This window comes from Prevotella sp. PTAC, assembly GCF_013166535.1.
Taxonomy (GTDB): domain Bacteria; phylum Bacteroidota; class Bacteroidia; order Bacteroidales; family Bacteroidaceae; genus Prevotella.
This window is the reverse complement of record NZ_JABKKK010000003.1, coordinates 12,329-29,644: the sequence shown is the minus strand read 5'-3', so window position 1 is coordinate 29,644 and position 17,316 is coordinate 12,329. Positions and strand designations below refer to the sequence as shown.

The window sequence follows — 17,316 nt, the reverse complement described above, 5'->3', positions numbered from 1 at the left end:
ATTAGAACTTAATGCTTGCTCCGAACTGATATGTCACTGTGCTCGGACCGCCTTGCGACATGCTTGCGCCTGCCCATTCAGGGTCGAATCCCTTATAGTCTTTCGAGAAGACGAACGGGTTGGTGATGTTCACATACAGCCGCAGATAGTTGATGAACGTCTTTGAGAGCAGGGATTTCGGGAATGTGTATCCCAGGCTGATGTTCTTCACTTTCCAATAAGATCCGTCCACGATCTGGTAGGGCGCGCCTTTCCTGTTCGCGTCAGCCATCTTGTCCATGTTGTCCGCTCCGTCTTTCGCGTTTCCTGAAGCCCAGTAGGTACCGGCTCCTGCGTTAGACGCGGCCTCGTTGGTCGGGAAAGGATATTCTCCGTAGTGTGTACCCTGCTGGTAGACCTCGTTGATGCGGTTTCCGTTCTCGTCGTAGTCGCAGCTCAGCAGTGTGCCGTCGGGGATGTAGAAGTCCATGTACGCGTGCTGCATGCCGCGGTCTCCGTAGTTCATGTACTGTTTGTAGAACGGAGAGTAAACCTTGTAGTTCTGCTTTGTATATATTGAGAATGAGAAATCCCAGTTCTTGTATGTCAGTGTGGAGTTGATGCTTCCTGTCCATGTGGGGTTGCTCTTGCCGATGATGCTCTTGTCGTGCTGGTCTATCACGCCGTCGCCGTTGAGGTCGGCGATGATCGGCATACCCTCGCCCCATCCGTAGCATGTATGGTAATAGTCGCGGCTCGGCACCGATTCGCCCGGGGTGAATCCCTTGTCCTTTGCGATTTTGGTGTTCGGCACGGTCATGGCCTGATCGTTCACGATGCCCGCCCATGTGTAGTTGTATAGTGCGTTGATCGACTCTCCGATGAAGAAGCTGTTGGCAATGTCGTCCACTTTTCCGCCGTTCACTTCGAGAATTTCGTTCTTGTTGTGCGAGAATGTGAACGATGTGGTCCAGTTCCAGTCTTTCGTGCTTACGTTGACAGTGTTGAGCACCACTTCAAAGCCGCTGTTGCGAACCTTTCCGATGTTGTCGATCACCGTCGCGTTGCCTCCTGTCTCGTATGGCAGCTGGCGGCTCATGAGCAGGTCCTTGCTTGTCTTGGTATACCAGTCGATAGAACCGTTGATGCGTCCGTTGAGGAATCCGAAGTCTACACCGACGTTGTATTCCGTGGTTTTCTCCCATGTGAGGTTTTTGTTCACCAGGGCGCCCGGCCAGTATGGCGTGGTGCCTGTTCCGTCGGCAAATCCGTAGTAGTCGTTTCCGCCGTTTGCCGATACTGTCACCGGATAGTTGGTACCCTGTGTATAGTTGTTTCCCGTGACACCGACACTGGCGCGCAGTTTCAGGTTTGAGAGCCACTCGCTTGTCTTCTCCATGAACGGCTCTTCCGTGATGCGCCATGCCACTGCCGCCGACGGGAACGAGCCCCATCTGTTTCCTTCGGCGAATCTTGATGAGCCGTCCCGGCGTATGGTTCCCGTGAAGAGGTAGCGGTCCTTGTATGAGTAGTTCAGGCGTGCGGCATACGAGAGCATGCTCCACTCCGTGTATGCCGAGGCGTTTGTATATGCCGTTCCCGATGCCTGCGACAGGTTGTACCACATGGCCTGCTCGACCACTCCGAATGCTTGCTGCTCATATTTCTCCTGGTTGAAAGCGCTTGCGCTTATGAGTCCCATGATGCCGATGCTGTGGTCTTTTATCTTCAGGTTGTAGTTGACCTGGTTGTCCCATGTCCAACTGAACTTCTGCGTGTTGTTCACGTATGCGCGGTTTTCGCCGAAGTTGCGTGCGGCTGTGGCGCTGCCCTCGAACTGTCCTGCGCGTGAGTTGGTGTAGCTGGGGGAGAATGTCGTTTTGAGCGACAGGTTCTTTATCGGGCGAACCTCGACATACAGGTTTGCGAGAAACTGGTATGTCTTGGTGTTGTATGATGAGTTCTCGAAGTCGAGCATCGGGTTGGCCGTGCCTGTAAACTGGTCGCCGCTTGTGCCGAGGGCCTCCGACTTGCCCGGGTAGTCAACAATGTTTCCGTTCTCGTCGTAGGGGTTGCAGAACGAGTTGAGGCGGAATGCCTGTCCTATTGCCGAGTCGTCCACGGTAGAGTGGTTGGTGTAGGCGCCGTTGAAGCTGATACCCGCGCTTATCCAGTTGTTGATTTTCGTGTCCACGGTACCTTTCAGGTTGATGCGTTCCATCTGGTCGTCCTTGTAGATACCTTCTTCTTTCTGGTATCCGGCACCGAAGTGATAGTTGGTGTTTCCGCCGCTGTTGCCGCTCACGCTGAGATAGTGGTTCTGCTGCGATGCCGTGCGCATCACGAGATCCTGCCAGTCAGTCTCGCTGCCGTTGCGGATTACCGATTTCAGGTATGAGTCGTCGAGGGTCGCCCTTGTCAGCCAGGCGGTCTTGTAGTTGCCCTCGGTCATTCCCCAGAAGTTCCGCGCTCCGTATCCTTTGAGTGTCTGCGAGCCTTTTGCGTCTACCGGGTTGAGGTAGCGGAAGTGGCGGTACTGCGCGAATTCGCTTGCTGTCATGAACTCGGGCATGCGCGCCGCTTTCGTCACTCCGTAGTAGCCGTCATAGCTTATGGTCGGCTTCGAGGCTTTTCCGCCTTGTTCCTTCGCGCTCTTTGTCGATACGATCACCACGCCGTTTGTGGCGCGCGATCCGTAGATGGCTGTCGACGAGGCGTCTTTCAGAATGTCGATGCGCTCTATGTCCTGCGGGTTTAGGAAGTTGATGTCATCGCAGATTATCCCGTCTACCACGTATAGCGGGCTCTTGTTGCTTCCCAGTGTGGACTGGCCGCGTATCTCGATGTTGAATCCTCCGCCGGCACGGCTCGATGTCTGTGTGATGTTCACGCCCGGCACGGAGCCTTGCAGGTTTTCCATCACCGTGGTGGCTCCCTTGGCGTTCAGCTTGTCGGTGTTCACAGACGCTATCGCTCCCGTGAGATCCGATTTCTTCATCGTTCCGTATCCCACTACGACCACGTCGCTGAGTGTGTTGCTGTCTTCTTTCATCACCACGTTGACCTGTGTCTTCTCGCCCACCTTGATGTTTTGCTCCACATAGCCGATGTACGTGATTTTCAATACTGTCTGTGGCGACACGTTGTTCAAAGTGAACTTGCCTTCCATGTCGGTGATGGCACCTGCCTTGCCGCCCGCAAAGACGGTAACGCCGATCATCGGTTCTCCAGATGCGTCCCTGACCGTTCCGTGAATGGTCTTTTGGGCATAGCCCAGGACACAAATCATGGACATGATCAAAATCGTAAAGATTCTCCTGATTTGTTTCATAATGATTGTTATTAATTAGGTTTGATAGATTTTTTCATGGTTTGTTTTCTTCGGTAGATAGATTATCACGTGGCAAAGTTAGGTTAATGTTTCAAAAAAGAAAAATAACAAAGGTAAAAAATTATCCAATAAATTTTATTTTAGCTTTTTTTAAGACATGACCTCTTTTTAAAGTATTAATTTTGCGCTTGAAATACTTGTGATAAAGATTTATTAATAATTTTGTGTTATTTTAATATTGGACAATGATTACATACAGTGCCGAAGGCGTGAAGATGCCGGCCATAAAAAAGCGTGATACCACCGCATGGATAAAGGCTGTGGCAGCGGCGCACGGGCGCAAGGTGGGTGAGATCGGGTATATGTTTGTAAGCGACGAACGCATACTCGAAGTGAACAACGAGTATCTCGGCCACGACTACTATACGGACATCATCACTTTCGATTACGACGAGGGAGATGTCATAAACGGAGACATAGTGATAAGTCTCGACACGGTGAGAAGCAATGCCGCACAGTTCGGAAAAGACTATGACGACGAGTTGCGCCGGGTCATTATCCACGGCATACTCCATCTGTGCGGCATAGACGACAAGGGGCCGGGCGAGCGTGAGATAATGGAAGCCGAGGAGAACAAAGCTCTGGCTATGCTTGTACCGGCGGGAAGATGACTTTCGCTGTTTCCAATTCCATTGGCGGGCTTGATGGCCTTTATGTTTATGAGTGTTCTGAATTGTTTTTACAAAACACTCTCCGTATTTCGCCCGTTTCAAAATAAAAGGCCGGTTGCCCGAAAATAAGCGGATTATGGGACGTTTTGCGCAACCGCCTGTATATCAACCAAATAAACCTGCCATAACTGCATACCTTACCGAACTTACCACACCAACCCGAAATATTTTTTCCATTTAGCGTCCCGTTGCCCCGCATTTAGACGCTAAACGGAAGCCGACGGGTATCCAAACGCGACGCAACCGGCAACCGAACGCACTCCAACTGGCATCCCGTCGCAAAAAAAAGCCGCTTTCAGCCATCCGGCTCAAAGCGGCATATCGCGTCTTATATATCGGTGTGTATCGTCTTCGTTTTCTATTTCAACAGAAAACGAAGTGTTAAATCCGTGATTTTATTCTTACATATGAGGCATGTCTAACGTCCGGTTATCACTTCTATTCCCTTCTTCACAATGTCGCTGCTCTCGTTGATGATGTCGAAATATTGGTTCAGATCCCACAGATCGCGCGCCACGAGGGCTTTCATTTGCAGTCTCAGGTAGGCGAGGGTGGTGCTCTTTTCCTCGTCGTCCTTTGGTTTTATGTTCTGTTTCGCGGCCTCCTCCATTATACCGTCTATCACGCTTTGCGGTATGCTGTATGAGGCCTTGAAGCTCTCGAACGTCGGATATGCCTTCACGAGGTTCTTGCGCTGCGTGTCGATATATCTCAGGTTGGCATTCACTATCAGTCCCTTGGCCGCCAGCTCGCGGTGAAACTTGGTGAATCGTGTGGTGTCGAGCGGCACGAAAAAGTCGGGCATGATGCCTCCCCCGCCGTATACGGTGCGTTGTTTTTTCAGTGTCCGGTATTTCAGCGAGTCTGCGAAATGCACGCTGTCGGCATTTGTCAGCTCGCCGCTTTTCAGCCGGTTGAGCATGTCCATGGCGTAGTCTTTGTGCTCACCCTTGGTGTATGGTTTCTGGATGCACCGTCCCGACGGGGTGTAATAGTGCGACACGGTGAGGCGTATCATCGAGCCGTCGGGCAGGTTGACGGGCCGCTGCACAAGACCCTTGCCGAAAGTGCGGCGTCCCACCACCGTGCCACGGTCGTGGTCTTGGATCGCCCCGGTGACAATCTCTGCCGCCGATGCCGTGTATCCGTCTACGAGCACCGCCACTTTCCCGTCCATGAACGCTCCGTTGCCCCTCGCCTTGTAGTCCGTGCGGGGCGTCTTGCTGCCCTCGGTATATACTATCAGGTCGCCGCGGCCCAGAAACTCGTTGGCTATCTCTACCGCCGCCTGCAGATAGCCGCCGCCGTTCTCTTGCAGGTCGAGTATCAGGTCTTTCATGCCCTGCGCGTTCAGTTTTGCAATGCTCTCCAGGAACTCGGCGTGCGTGGTGGCTCCGAAGTTGCCTATCCTGATGTATCCCACGCCCGGACGTATCATGTATGTGGCATCGACAGACTTCACCGGTATCTTGTCTCTGGTGACGGTGAAAGCCAGCCTGTCCTTTATTCCGTTACGCGTCACGCCGAGCCTCACTTTCGTTCCCTTGGCTCCCCGCAGGCGGCGCATTATCTCGTCGCGGTTCATCTTCACTCCCGCTATCGCCGTGTCGTTCACCGTCACTATGCGGTCGCCGGCGATGATACCCACTTTCTCCGACGGGCCGCCAGCTATCGGTTGTATCACCATCAGCGTGTCGTCTATCATGTTGTATTGCACGCCGATGCCTTCAAAGTTGCCTGCGAGCGGCTCGTTCATGGCTTTCACCTCTTTCGGTGTCGAATATGATGAGTGCGGGTCGAGCTTTTCGAGCATCCCCTTGATGGCGTCTTCTGCGAGCTTGTTCTCGTCGACGCTGTCTACATATAGGTTTGACACCGCGAGGTGCGCTATGGTGAGCTTCTGCAACGCCTCGTTATTGTTCGTGTTGATGCGCAACTGGGCGTTTAAAGGTAAAAAGGTAAAAAGGTAAAAAGGTAAAAAGAACGCTTGTACTCTTCGCCATGGGATGGCACGCAGGTGTTTGGCGGTGTGGCTGATGTATTTGCTTATGTTCTGTTTCATGATGTATTGATGTGTAGTCTTTTTATTATGATATTCTGTTTCTGATGGTATATGAAAGCCATGCCGATGTTCCATCCGCATGGCTTTTTTACCTTTTTACCTTTTTTGCCCTTTTACCTTTAAACGTCTTCCGGGAGGTCTTCTTCTATCACGAGGTTGTCTATGATGAAGTTCTGTCTTTCGGGTGTGTTCTTGCCCATGTAGTATTCGAGGAGCTTCTGCACCTGGTCCGTTTTGTGGAGCGTCACCTGTTCGAGGCGCATCTCCGGACCGATGAAATTGGCGAACTCGTCGGGCGAAATCTCGCCGAGACCTTTAAATCGGGTTATCTCCGGGTCGGGACCCAGCTCGCCGATGGCTTTGAGCCGCTCGTCCTCGCTGTAACAGTAGCGGGTGACGAAGTCGCTCTTCTTGCCGTCGCCTTTTGCCGCCGCCTCTGCGAGCACGCCCTTGTCTTTTATCTTCGTGCGGCGGTTGCGTACCCTGAATAGCGGCGTTTGCAGCACATAGACATGTCCTTTCTTTATCAGGTCGGGGAAGAATTGCAGGAAAAACGTTATTATCAGCAGCCGGATGTGCATTCCGTCGACATCGGCATCCGTGGCCACGATGACTTTGTTGTATCTCAATGTGTCGAGACCTTCCTCGATGTCGAGCGCCGCTTGCAGCAGGTTGAACTCCTCGTTCTCATACACCACCTTCTTCGTCAGCCCGAAGGAGTTGAGCGGTTTTCCGCGGAGAGAGAACACGGCCTGCGTGTTCACGTCGCGGCTCTTGGTGATGCTTCCGCTGGCCGAGTCGCCCTCGGTGATGAATATCGAGCTTTCCTCCTTGCGTTCGTTCTTCACGTCGCTGAAATGTATGCGGCAGTCGCGCAGCTTACGGTTGTGCAGATTGGCCTTTTTGGCTCTTTCACGGGCCAGCTTCGTCACTCCGGCCATGGCCTTGCGCTCTTTCTCGCTCTCCTGGATTTTTTGCAGCATCACCTCGGCCGTGTCGGGCGCCTTGTGCAGATAGTTGTCCACCTCGGTCTTTATGAAGTCGCCCACGTATTTGTTTATGCTCACCCCGCCGTTCGGTTCCATCGTGAGCGAGCCGAGCTTGATTTTCGTCTGGCTCTCGAACATGGGTTCCTCGACGTTTATGGCTATTGCCGCTACCAGTCCGTTTCTGATGTCGCCGTACTCGAAGTTCTTGCCGTAGAACTCCTTTATCGTCTTGGCTATGTGCTCTTTGAACGCGCTTTGGTGTGTGCCTCCCTGTGTGGTGTGCTGTCCGTTGACGAACGAGTGGTACTCATCACCATACTGTCCGGTGTGCGTGAAGGCAATCTCTATGTCCTCGCCTTTGAGGTGTATGATGGGGTATATGCCGTCGTTGGTCATCGTGTCGTTGAGCAGGTCTTTGAGTCCGTTGCGGCTCAGTATCCGCCTGCCGTTGTACATGATGGCCAGTCCGGTGTTCAGGTATGTGTAGTTGCGGAGCATTGTCTCCACTATGTCGTTGTGGAACGAGTAGTTGACGAACAGCGTGTTGTCCGGTTCGAAGTATATGTACGTGCCGTTCTCGTCCTCGGTGTCTTCCGTGGTGTCGCTCGTGAGCGAGCCGCGCTCGAACGTCGCCTTGCGCACCTTGCCGTCCCTGTACGACCGTACCTCGAAACGCGAGCTGAGTGCGTTCACCGCTTTCACGCCCACGCCGTTCAGTCCGACGCTCTTCTTGAACGCCTTCGAGTCGTATTTGCCGCCGGTGTTGAGCACGCTCACCGCCTCGATGAGCTTTCCTTGCGGTATGCCGCGGCCGTAGTCGCGCACCGACACGCACAGGTTTTCGCTCACGTTGATTTCTATCCTGTTGCCGGCGTGCATCTTGAACTCGTCTATAGAGTTGTCTATCACTTCTTTCAGCAGTACGTATATGCCGTCTTCCGGCAGATTGCCGTCACCGAGCCGGCCTATATACATGCCCGGTCGGGTGCGCACGTGCTCCATGTCCGACAGGTGCCTGATGTTGTCGTCGGTATATTCCGTCTGCGGCGCGAGCTCGTTTTCTATGTCTGTTATGTTGTCGGTCATTTATGTCTGTTTTTTAAAGCGTAATCTTTTTCACGTAGCATCTGCGGCGTTTGTGAAGTATGGATTCGAGGTATTGCCACTGGCTCTGCACTTTTTCGTTGGTCTCCATCTCAACGTGCGTCTCTCCCCATTTGAAGCCGTAGCGCTGGTACCACGGTATCAGGTCGGCGAACAGCAGCGAGTTGGCTCCCTTCGATCGGTACTCGGGCAGCACGCCGACAAGCAGCAGGTCCACAACCTCTGTCTTGTGGAATTTCAGGGCGCGCAGCACGTGCCACCAGCCGAGGGGAAACAGTCTGCCCTTGCGGCATTTCTGCAATGCCTTTGTGAGCGAGGGGATGGTTATTCCCACTCCTACTACCTTGTTGTCGGCACTACGGTCTTCTATCAGTGTGATGAGATTGAGGTCGGCCATGGGCAGGTACATCTTTATGTACTGGTCTATCTGTCTTTGTGAAAGTTCCGAGTATCCGTACAGGTGACCGAACGTAGCGTTTATGACGTCGAATATCTTTTGTCCGTAACCGTCGGCGCCGAATATCTCGCCGCGTTTCAGTTTCTTCACGTGCAGATTGTAACGCTTCTCTATCATGGAGGCTATTTTGGCATATTTGTCGGGCACTTCGTCGGGCACGATCAGCTTGTATTCCACATAGTCGTTGTCTTTCTCCCAACCGGCAAGTTTCTCCATGTGTTCCGGATAGTAGGGATAATTGTATATTGTGGCCTGTGTTCCGAGCTGGTCGAATCCGTCGATGAGCATTCCTTCCGGGTCAAGGTCGGTGAAACCGAGCGGTCCCACTATTTCTGTCATGCCTTTGCCTCGGCCCCATTGCTCGACGGTGTCGAACAGGGCGGCCGACACTTCAAGGTCGTCTATGAAGTCGACCCATCCGAAACGCACGCTCTTGCGCTCCCATTTGTCGTTTGCCTTGTGGTTGATTATTCCCGCTATGCGGCCTGCGGGCTTTCCGTCTTTATAGGCGATGAAGTACTCTGCCTCGCAGAAGTCGAACGCCGCGTTCTTGTCTTTGCTCAAAGTGGCAAAGTCATCACAGTACAGGTTGGGGGCATCGAACTCGTTGCCTTCATACAATTCATGGTGGTATTCAATGAAAGTCTTTAATCCCTTCTTGTCAGTGACTTTCTCTATTCTTACAGATGACATTACAGTCGTTTTTTATCTTGTTATTATATTGTGTGCTGTTTGGAAAGACAGTGCGGCACGCGCATGTGGCGGCGTTGGCTCCAATTCATCCGCGGTGCCGGTGTATCAGTGTCGAATGGCAGGCTGTCTTCTGCAAAGATAACGCTAAAAATCAAAACGAAGAAAGAAAACGGGTATTTTTCGTTTATGTTGTTTTTCTTTTGCAGATGAACAATATGTGCTTTCTGTCGGCCGTTGTGGTGGCGAATATATAGGTGTCGCCGCCGTCTTTGAGTCTCAGCCGTCGCCGGAGTTCGGCCACTGACAGCGGGAAATTCCGTGTCGCTATGTTGGCTTGCGTGACGGTGCCGAGAGTCTTTTTAAGCTCTTTTTTGTTCATTCCGGTCATAGCCTCTACGGTGAACTCACGTCCCGGGAAGTTGTCGGCGGGCTTGTCGGAGATGAACAGGTGGCTGTCTTTGCTTATCTGCCGCACGCCGTATCTCCGCCCGACGAGTGCGAAGCAGCCGGCTTTCATTATCGATGCGTTCGGCTCATAGAGGAACAGTGGCGCTCGTGAGGGGTCTGTTTTATCTTCGGTCCCATCTCCGTTTTCCGATTGGGGGTGGGCATCCGTGTGTGTCGGGCTTTCTGCCGGTGTGAGGCAACCGGTCTCGGGGGTGTATGATATCACATTGTCGTCGTCCGCGCAGAATACAGTCAGCGGCCTGTCGCATTCCCTTGATATCACGAGCAGCAACTCCTTGCACTCGTTTGCCGCAGATACGATGTGTACTTCGCGCACGTTTCGCCCTATGTCGGACACAGCCTTGTGCCAGTCGAGCATAGGCGAGAGCTTTATCATCACGTGGTCCGTCTTGTCGAGCAGTGTGTCCATGACCTCTGTCATGTCGGGAGTACAGTCACCGATGGCGTATGTGCGGCCTCCGTTGCTGTTGCGGCGTGCCGGGTCTGCGTATATCATCGAGGCATGCCGGGTTGTCGTGCGCACGTGCTCCACGCCGTCGCCGTTGACTATCCGGCAGTTGGCGGCACCGAGCAGGGCAAGGTTTTTTTGGGCTATGGCGCACAGATGCTCCTGCCGTTCCACGTATACCGCCGTGTCGAAAGCGCGTGCCATGAACGAGAAGTCGACCCCGAAACCGCCGGTGATGTCTATCAGCAGTCCGCCGCCGGCAATCCGCCGTGCCACATCGGCCTTGTATCGGGCGGTCTGTTCGCTCGAACATTGCTCCATTGATATGTGTGGCGGGTAGGTGATGCCTTCCGTAGCGGCCCACGACGGCAGTTTGCGGCGTGCCGTCTGCCTGCCCGCTATCTGGTCGAGGGCGAACGGCAGGTCGATGTCTTCGCGGCCGCCGGCTTTCAGTGCCAGTGTCCTTATGTCGTCATCGGCATGCGCCTGTATGAACTCAGCTGTCTTCCGGCAGGTCATTTTATTACCTTGAAGTATTTTTTAGCCTCGGCTCTTGTGCGCAGGTTGAAGTGCCACCATTCCGTGCGGAGCGGTTTCCAGCCGGCGGCACGCATCACCTTGCGCAGCAGCCGGCGGTTGTCGTACGCCTCGCGGGAAATTTTTCCGCTTTTGAGCAGCCCGTCTTCATTGTCGATGTGCGACAGGTTGTTCATGTTGTCTATCTTCGTTCCCATCGGGATTGTGTCGCCATCGGCCTTGCACAGCGTTATGTCCACTGCCAGTCCGTAGTTATGCAGTCCGCCACCGTTTCTCGGGTTGCTCACGTAGAAGCTGTGGTTGGTGTTTTTCACGGTGTCCCACATCTTCTGTTGGATGCTCATCGGCCGTGCGGCGTCGTACACCTTGATGCTCAGGTCGGGGCGTTCTTTCTTCAAGAGGCGTTGCGCCTCTTTGAGGGCCTTTGCCGCCAGAGGGTGCAGATATGCCTGTCGCAGGTCTTCATAGAGTATGCGTCCCGTGAAGTTGTCGGCCCGAGAGTACATCAGGCTGACATGTATCGTAGGGTCAATATCCGCTATGTCCGTAAAGCCCTGCTTGGCGATGCTCCCGGCCGTGGAGGCCTTTATTGTGGCCTTGGCTGCTTCCTGCCGTGAAGCGCCGCTGCCCTTTGCGGTCGCGGTGCTTTTATGCTGTGCCGTCGCCGCCATGGCGAAAGCCGCGGCGAGGGCCGTTATCATTGCTCTCAGTGTCATTATATATTGATGTTATGTTCCGGTTGTTGCGTGCTTATGTATCCTTGGCTGCATGCTCACGCGCCTTTTACTGTGTGTTTACGCTTCCTTTGTCGTGTGTTCATATTTCCGTTACCGGATGCAAAGGTAGTGAAAAAAAGCGGAAACAATGAGAGCCGCCGACTGTAATTCAGTCCGGCGGCTCTCTCTTCAACGTTAGTATGTTATGAAAAATTTGAGAGATTTGAAACTTCGCAGTTTCGTTTTTGTTTTACTAAACATGATTATTATTGAGAAAGCATAGAAATTTCTTTTGTTGTTTTGCGGTCAGGCACAGGCTGTTTTCACTCCGAAATGCTTTGCCAGGCTGTCGATGAACTCCTTGTCGATGTCTCCTGTCAGGTTGACTATCACCATTGTGCCTTTCCGGGTGTCGTTGTGCAGCAGTATGAGTTCCACCGTATTGCCGTTTTTGGTCTGTCTTGTGTAGAACGTTCCGTGGGCGCTTTGGGTGTTGTAGCTCTTGCTTCTGCGGAACCGTCTGTTGTTTTTGACGAGCAGTTTCTCCGCCCTGTCGTAGTATACGTCGCTGTTGCTGGTGGCCGTCACGATGCGCGCGCTTTTCAGTTTGTGTATCGCCTGCGCCATGTCCTCGCTTATTTCGGCATCGTTTTGCCTGCCGAGCTGTTCCATCATCTTCGGGCTTACCGTCACGCAGACCACCGCCGTGTCCTCGTCGCACATTTGCATGAACCGTGACGCAAAGTCTTGCGCGCTCTGGGCGAGTGCCGTCACGGCCGTTGCCATCACCGTCATTATGCAAACCAGTCTTCTCATCGCTCGTCTGTCGTGTCGTTTAGGATAAGGCTTCCGACTGTGGAGTCGGCCGGTTGGGCTTGCGCCATGCCTTCCGATACCAGTTCGAGGGCGTTCTGTATGTTGTCGTATGCCATTGCCGGGTCACTGAATGTGTCGGTATAGGCGGCATAGTTTATCTCGTCGCTGTTGTCCTGCTTGTTGAAAGAGAACTGGGCCGCATTCACTATTGTCACTATTATTGCCACCATGGCCGCGGCCTTGAATAGCGGGGCAAGCCGTTGCCTGATGCTTATGGTCCGCGCCTTAACCCGTGCCGGCTCGTTTATTGCGGCCAGAATTCTGGAATCAAAGTCATCGCCCAGCATGTCGTTGCCGTCACCGCATCCCGTCACCGTGAATATTTCCCGGTATTGCGCAAGTTCAGCCGGCAAGTCGTTCTGGCTGAAAAATGTGCGTAGTATCTGCTCTTCTTCGAGCGATGTCTCGCAGTTCCAGTAGCGTTCGAGCAGTTGCTCTATATACTTATAGTCCATAACTCTCTGTTTTTGCATATTTCTGCTTTATTGTCTGTCGGGCACGGAAGATGTTTATCTTCACCTGCTCCTCCGTAATGTCGAGTATCGCGGCAATCTCCTTGTAGCTTTTTGCCTCGAAGTCTCTCAGGTGCATGGCGCTGCGCTGCTTTTCCGGCAGGCTGTCCATAATCCTTTTTACCGTGTCCATTCTGTCGCGCTGCACCGCCTGCTCCTCTGGGTTTGCCTCGTAAGACGTGTCGGCGGGCGCTTCGGTAATGTTGTCGTCTATGGTGACATTGCGCCTTGCCGCCGCTTTGACCTTGTCGAGGGCGATGTTGCGGCATATCGTCATGCAGAATGCCTCCATCGACTCTATCCGTTCCCAGTTGTCACGGCGGTTCCATACCTTTATCATCGTATCCTGCACGACATCTTCCGCCTCCGCTTTATCGAGAGTAATGCGGAGAGCGAGCCGGAAGAGTTTGTTCTTCAACGGCAACACGTCGTCCCGGAAGCAGATATTTTTCATCCTCTCTGTATATATGACGATTGTGGAAGCGAAAAGTTACACGCCCGTGTGATTTTTTGATATTAATGTTATTCAATAGGAAACCACCGGCACTCTGTCCGCTTTGTTGCTTCCATCAGTGAAATATGTCTTTAAATAATGTGAATATTGAGATCTTAGTTCTTCCGTGTTGAGGAAGAAAGTATTAAATCAGTGACTTTATCCGTGTGTTTAACGGTAAAAAGCTATACAGGCAGATGTGTTGTCATGTAACGACATGCATCGTTGAAAAATGAAAACAGGCATTATGGTGAAAGCAATCTCAAATTACAGAAAATATATGCCTGAGTTATGTGTAAGCGCATCTTTCCGCCTTTAGGTCCACTTGTCTTTAAAAGCGGCTCTTTACCATTTTACCTTTAATCCGTTTTGCCGTCATTTTGTCACCACGGTGCCGTGCCGTCCGTCTATTGCGCTGGCGAGGGTGATGATCACACGGCTCACGCCTGCATCGACGGCGGCGAGGGCGTTTTCTACTTTCGGTATCATGCCGCCGCTGATGGTGCCGTCGGCTTTGTATCGGGCGAAGTCGTCATGTGTGATTGTGGGTATAAGACTGCTGTCGTCGTCGGGATTTCGGAGTACTCCGGGTTTCTCGAAACTGTATATCAGCGTCACGTCGTGGCTCTTGGCGAGCGCTTTTGCCGTCTCGGCGGCCATGGTGTCGGCGTTGGTGTTGAGTATGTTTCCAAGTCCGTCGTGGGTCAGCGGGGCAATCACGGGGGTCACTCCGGCGTCGAGCAGGTGTGAGAGAGCGTCGGCGTCCGCACGCTCCACGTCTCCTACGAAACCGAAGTCGACACCGTCTTTCACCGGTCGTCTGCGGCTTCGGATTATGTCCATGTCGGCACCGGTCAGTCCGAGGGCGTTCACTCCCGCCGCTTGCAGCCCGGCTACTATCGTCTTGTTCACCAGTCCGCCGTATACCATTGTCACCACTTCGAGCATGTCGGAGTCGGTAATGCGTCGTCCGCCGACCATCCTGCTCTCTATCCCGAGGCGTGAGGCCACTTGAGTGGCACGTCGTCCGCCGCCGTGCACAAGGATTTTGCGTCCCTTAATGGCGGCGAAGTCATTGAGGAGCCTTTCGAGCTGGACCGTGTCTTCGACTACGGCACCGCCTACTTTCACGATTGTGAGGTGGGGATTGGCTCCTTCCGGTCTCCCCGAAGGAGAGGAATTGTGGTATTGGGTGAGGGGAGTGATGGGATTCATCGGATTTTATGGGAATAATGTGGTTTTATGGTAGTAATGGGAATTATGAGCCGGGCATCCCTTGACCTCCCCTTTCGGGGAGGCAGGGAGTGGTTTCTCTATTCTAAGTAAGTATATCCGTACAGTCCAGATCGGTAGTTGCTGAGGAACTCTTTGCCCTCTTCGAGACTGATCTTGCCGTCTTTCACGCTCTTGGTCACCCACACTTCGAGCTGGCGCACGAGTTTCTTCGGGTTGTACTGCACGTAGTCGAGTACCTCGGCCACCGTCTCGCCGTCGAATATCTGGTCGATGTGGTAGTGTCCGTCTTTCACGCTGATGTGCACCGCCGTGGTGTCTCCGAAGAGGTTGTGCATGTCGCCGAGTATCTCTTGGTACGCCCCCACGAGGAAAACACCGAGATAGTAAGGCTCGTTGCGGCGCAGGGGGTGTACGGGCAGGATGTGCGAGTTGTTGCGGTTTGTGACAAAGTTGGTTATCTTGCCGTCGCTGTCGCAGGTGATGTCTTGCAGCGTGGCGCTGCGGTTGGGCCGCTCGTCGAGCTTCTGGATGGGCATGATGGGGAACAACTGGTCTACAGCCCACGAGTCGGGCAGGCTCTGGAATAGCGAGAAGTTGCAGAAATACTTGTCGGCAAGCAGTTTGTCGAGGTTCATCAGCTCCTCGGGCGTGTGCTTGAGGTGCTTCGCCAATATGTTGACCTCCCGGCATACGCTCCAATACATGCTCTCTATCTCGGCACGGGTTTTAAGGTCTACAATACCGTGACAGAACAGGTCGAGCGCCTCTTCGCGTATCTGCTCGGCGTCGTGCCAGTCTTCGAGCATGGTGCGTGGGTTGAGGTTGTCCCATATTTCGTATAGGTCTTTGACGAGCTGATGGCTGTTCTCATCCGGTTCGTACTGTTCGTCCATCTCGGGCAGGGATGCCGTTTCGAGCACGTCGATGACGAGTACCGAGTGATGGGCCGTCAGCGAGCGTCCGCTTTCGGTGATGATGTTGGGGTGGGGTATGCCGTTCTTGTCGGCACCGTCCACGAATGTGTATATGCAATCGTTGACATACTCCTGGATCGAGTAGTTCACCGAGCTTTCGCTGCTCGGCGAGCGTGTGCCGTCGTAGTCTACTCCCAGTCCGCCGCCACAGTCTACGAAGTCAACGTTATACCCCATCTTGTGCAGTTGTATGTAGAAGTGCGATGCCTCTCGCAGGGCGGCCTGTATGCGTCGTATCTTCGTTATCTGGCTTCCTATGTGGAAGTGTATCAGGCGCAGGCAGTCATGCATGCCTTTCTTGTCGAGCAGCTCGAGCGCTTCGAGCAGCTCGCTGCTTGTGAGTCCGAACTTGCTGGCGTCTCCTCCGCTCTCTTCCCACTTGCCGCTGCCGCTTGCCGCCAGCTTGATGCGTATTCCGAGATTGGGCTTCACGTTGAGCTTCTTTGCCTCGCGGGCAATGATTTCAAGTTCGTTGAGCTTTTCCACGACGATGAATATGCGCTTGCCCATCTTGTGCGCGAGCAGGGCCAGTTCTATATAGCTTTGGTCCTTGTAGCCGTTGCACACTATGAGAGAGTCGCTCTGGCACTGGATGGCAATCACGGCGTGCAGTTCCGGCTTCGAGCCGGCTTCGAGGCCGAGGTTGAATTTGCGGCCATGCGATATTATTTCTTCCACCACCGGCTGCATCTGGTTCACCTTGATGGGATATATTATAAAGTTCTCGGCCTTGTAGTTATATGTCTGGGCCGCTTTCTTGAAGCAACTGCTTGTCTTCTCGATGCGGTTGTCGAGGATGTCGGGAAAGCGCAGCAGCACAGGGCTTGTTACGTCGCGCAGCGCCAGTTCGTCCATCACCTCACGCAGGTCTATCTGTGCCTCGTCTTTGCTTGGCGTGACGTAGACGTTCCCTTTGTCGTTGATGCTGAAATAGGACGTGCCCCAGCCGTTGATGTTGTAAAGTTCCTTAGAGTCTTCGATTGTCCACTTTTTCATCTCGTTTGCTAAAAAAAATAAAGAAGTTAGGGGTTGTGAATAAAATATTAACGGTGCGGTTATAATCTCGCGGAGCGCCGGTGCTGTCCGCAACGGATTACGGCCGGCGGGAAAGGGGGATGCCCGCCGGCGGTTAACAATCATATTTTCAGGATTTCCCTGAGTCTTGATACAGATATTTTTATTTTCTCGTAGTTGTCCATCAGGTCTACATCGAGCGTGTGACGCGCTTTCGAATAGAAAGGCTCGCGCTTGCCGAGCTGCTCGTGTATGAATGTCATCAGTTCTTCCGGAGTCTTGTTTTTAAGCAGAGGTCTTTCCGTCTTGCCCATCATAAGATGTTTGTACAGTACGTCGGGCGACGCTTTCAGATATACTGTCTGCGCCTGGCCGTTCATGTATTCGATATTGTCGAAGAAGCAGGGGGTTCCTCCGCCGCAACTGATTATCACGTCTTCGAATTCAGCTACCTCGTGGAGCATGTTGTGCTCGATCTGCCGGAAAGCCTCCTCGCCACGCTCGGCGAAAATCATGGGTACGGTCTTGCGCATCCTGCTCTCGATGTACCAGTCGAGGTCGTAGAACCGTAGGCCGGTCTCCTTGGCCAGAGCCTTGCCTACAGTGGTCTTGCCGGCTCCCATGTAGCCTACTATTATTATTCTCCTCATCAGCTTCTTAATTCCGGGGATTATCGCTTTCTCGTCGGAAGGTGCG

The 17,316-nt window shown here is 53.1% G+C and carries 13 protein-coding genes; 1 reads left to right on the top strand and 12 read right to left on the bottom strand.

Features of this window, described 5'->3' with window-relative positions:
- Position 1 precedes the first annotated feature (1 nt).
- Positions 2-3,268 (bottom strand): TonB-dependent receptor, encoded by a 3,267-nt coding sequence (locus tag HPS53_RS02910; RefSeq protein WP_216651871.1) that lies wholly within the window; start codon positions 3,266-3,268, stop codon positions 2-4.
- A 287-nt stretch (positions 3,269-3,555) separates the two neighbouring features.
- On the opposite strand from HPS53_RS02910, the gene ybeY reads away from it, so the two are divergent.
- Positions 3,556-3,981: an rRNA maturation RNase YbeY gene (ybeY, locus tag HPS53_RS02905; RefSeq protein WP_104369274.1), complete on the top strand. Its 426-nt coding sequence runs from the start codon at positions 3,556-3,558 to the stop codon at positions 3,979-3,981.
- A 478-nt stretch (positions 3,982-4,459) separates the two neighbouring features.
- Here ybeY and HPS53_RS02900 read toward each other — a convergent pair whose 3' ends face one another.
- The 11 genes from HPS53_RS02900 to HPS53_RS02850 form a co-directional block, all read right to left on the bottom strand.
- Positions 4,460-6,103, bottom strand: coding sequence for a S41 family peptidase (locus HPS53_RS02900; protein ID WP_172204252.1), 1,644 nt, complete (start codon positions 6,101-6,103; stop codon positions 4,460-4,462).
- Between the two features lie 119 nt (positions 6,104-6,222).
- Positions 6,223-8,178, bottom strand: a complete 1,956-nt coding sequence (locus HPS53_RS02895; protein WP_104369276.1) for a DNA topoisomerase IV subunit B — start codon at positions 8,176-8,178, stop codon at positions 6,223-6,225.
- Positions 8,179-8,191: 13 nt separating this feature from the next.
- On the bottom strand, positions 8,192-9,346 hold the full coding sequence (locus HPS53_RS02890; RefSeq protein ID WP_172204250.1) for an N-acetyltransferase: 1,155 nt from the start codon (positions 9,344-9,346) through the stop codon (positions 8,192-8,194).
- A gap of 184 nt (positions 9,347-9,530) precedes the next feature.
- Positions 9,531-10,781, bottom strand: a complete 1,251-nt coding sequence (locus tag HPS53_RS02885) for a class I SAM-dependent methyltransferase (protein ID WP_172204248.1) — start codon at positions 10,779-10,781, stop codon at positions 9,531-9,533.
- Positions 10,778-11,518, bottom strand: a complete 741-nt coding sequence (locus HPS53_RS02880; protein WP_371741758.1) for a M15 family metallopeptidase — start codon at positions 11,516-11,518, stop codon at positions 10,778-10,780. Before HPS53_RS02880 ends, HPS53_RS02885 begins: the two co-directional genes overlap by 4 nt.
- A gap of 303 nt (positions 11,519-11,821) precedes the next feature.
- Positions 11,822-12,331: a DUF4252 domain-containing protein gene (locus HPS53_RS02875; RefSeq protein ID WP_172204246.1), complete on the bottom strand. Its 510-nt coding sequence runs from the start codon at positions 12,329-12,331 to the stop codon at positions 11,822-11,824.
- The gene (locus tag HPS53_RS02870) at positions 12,328-12,846 is read right to left on the bottom strand and encodes a hypothetical protein (RefSeq protein WP_172204244.1); all 519 of its coding nucleotides are present in this window, start codon (positions 12,844-12,846) and stop codon (positions 12,328-12,330) included. Before HPS53_RS02870 ends, HPS53_RS02875 begins: the two co-directional genes overlap by 4 nt.
- Positions 12,836-13,357 (bottom strand): RNA polymerase sigma factor, encoded by a 522-nt coding sequence (locus HPS53_RS02865; protein WP_172204242.1) that lies wholly within the window; start codon positions 13,355-13,357, stop codon positions 12,836-12,838. The genes HPS53_RS02870 and HPS53_RS02865 overlap by 11 nt, the downstream gene beginning before the upstream one ends.
- A 414-nt stretch (positions 13,358-13,771) precedes the next feature.
- Positions 13,772-14,611, bottom strand: coding sequence for an acetylglutamate kinase (gene argB / locus HPS53_RS02860; protein ID WP_104369282.1), 840 nt, complete (start codon positions 14,609-14,611; stop codon positions 13,772-13,774).
- Between the two features lie 98 nt (positions 14,612-14,709).
- Positions 14,710-16,602 carry a biosynthetic arginine decarboxylase gene (gene speA, locus HPS53_RS02855; RefSeq protein ID WP_172204240.1) on the bottom strand — a complete coding sequence of 631 codons (1,893 nt, stop codon included), beginning with the start codon at positions 16,600-16,602 and terminating at the stop codon, positions 14,710-14,712.
- A gap of 140 nt (positions 16,603-16,742) precedes the next feature.
- Positions 16,743-17,270, bottom strand: coding sequence for a shikimate kinase (locus tag HPS53_RS02850; protein WP_104369284.1), 528 nt, complete (start codon positions 17,268-17,270; stop codon positions 16,743-16,745).
- Positions 17,271-17,316 lie beyond the last annotated feature (46 nt).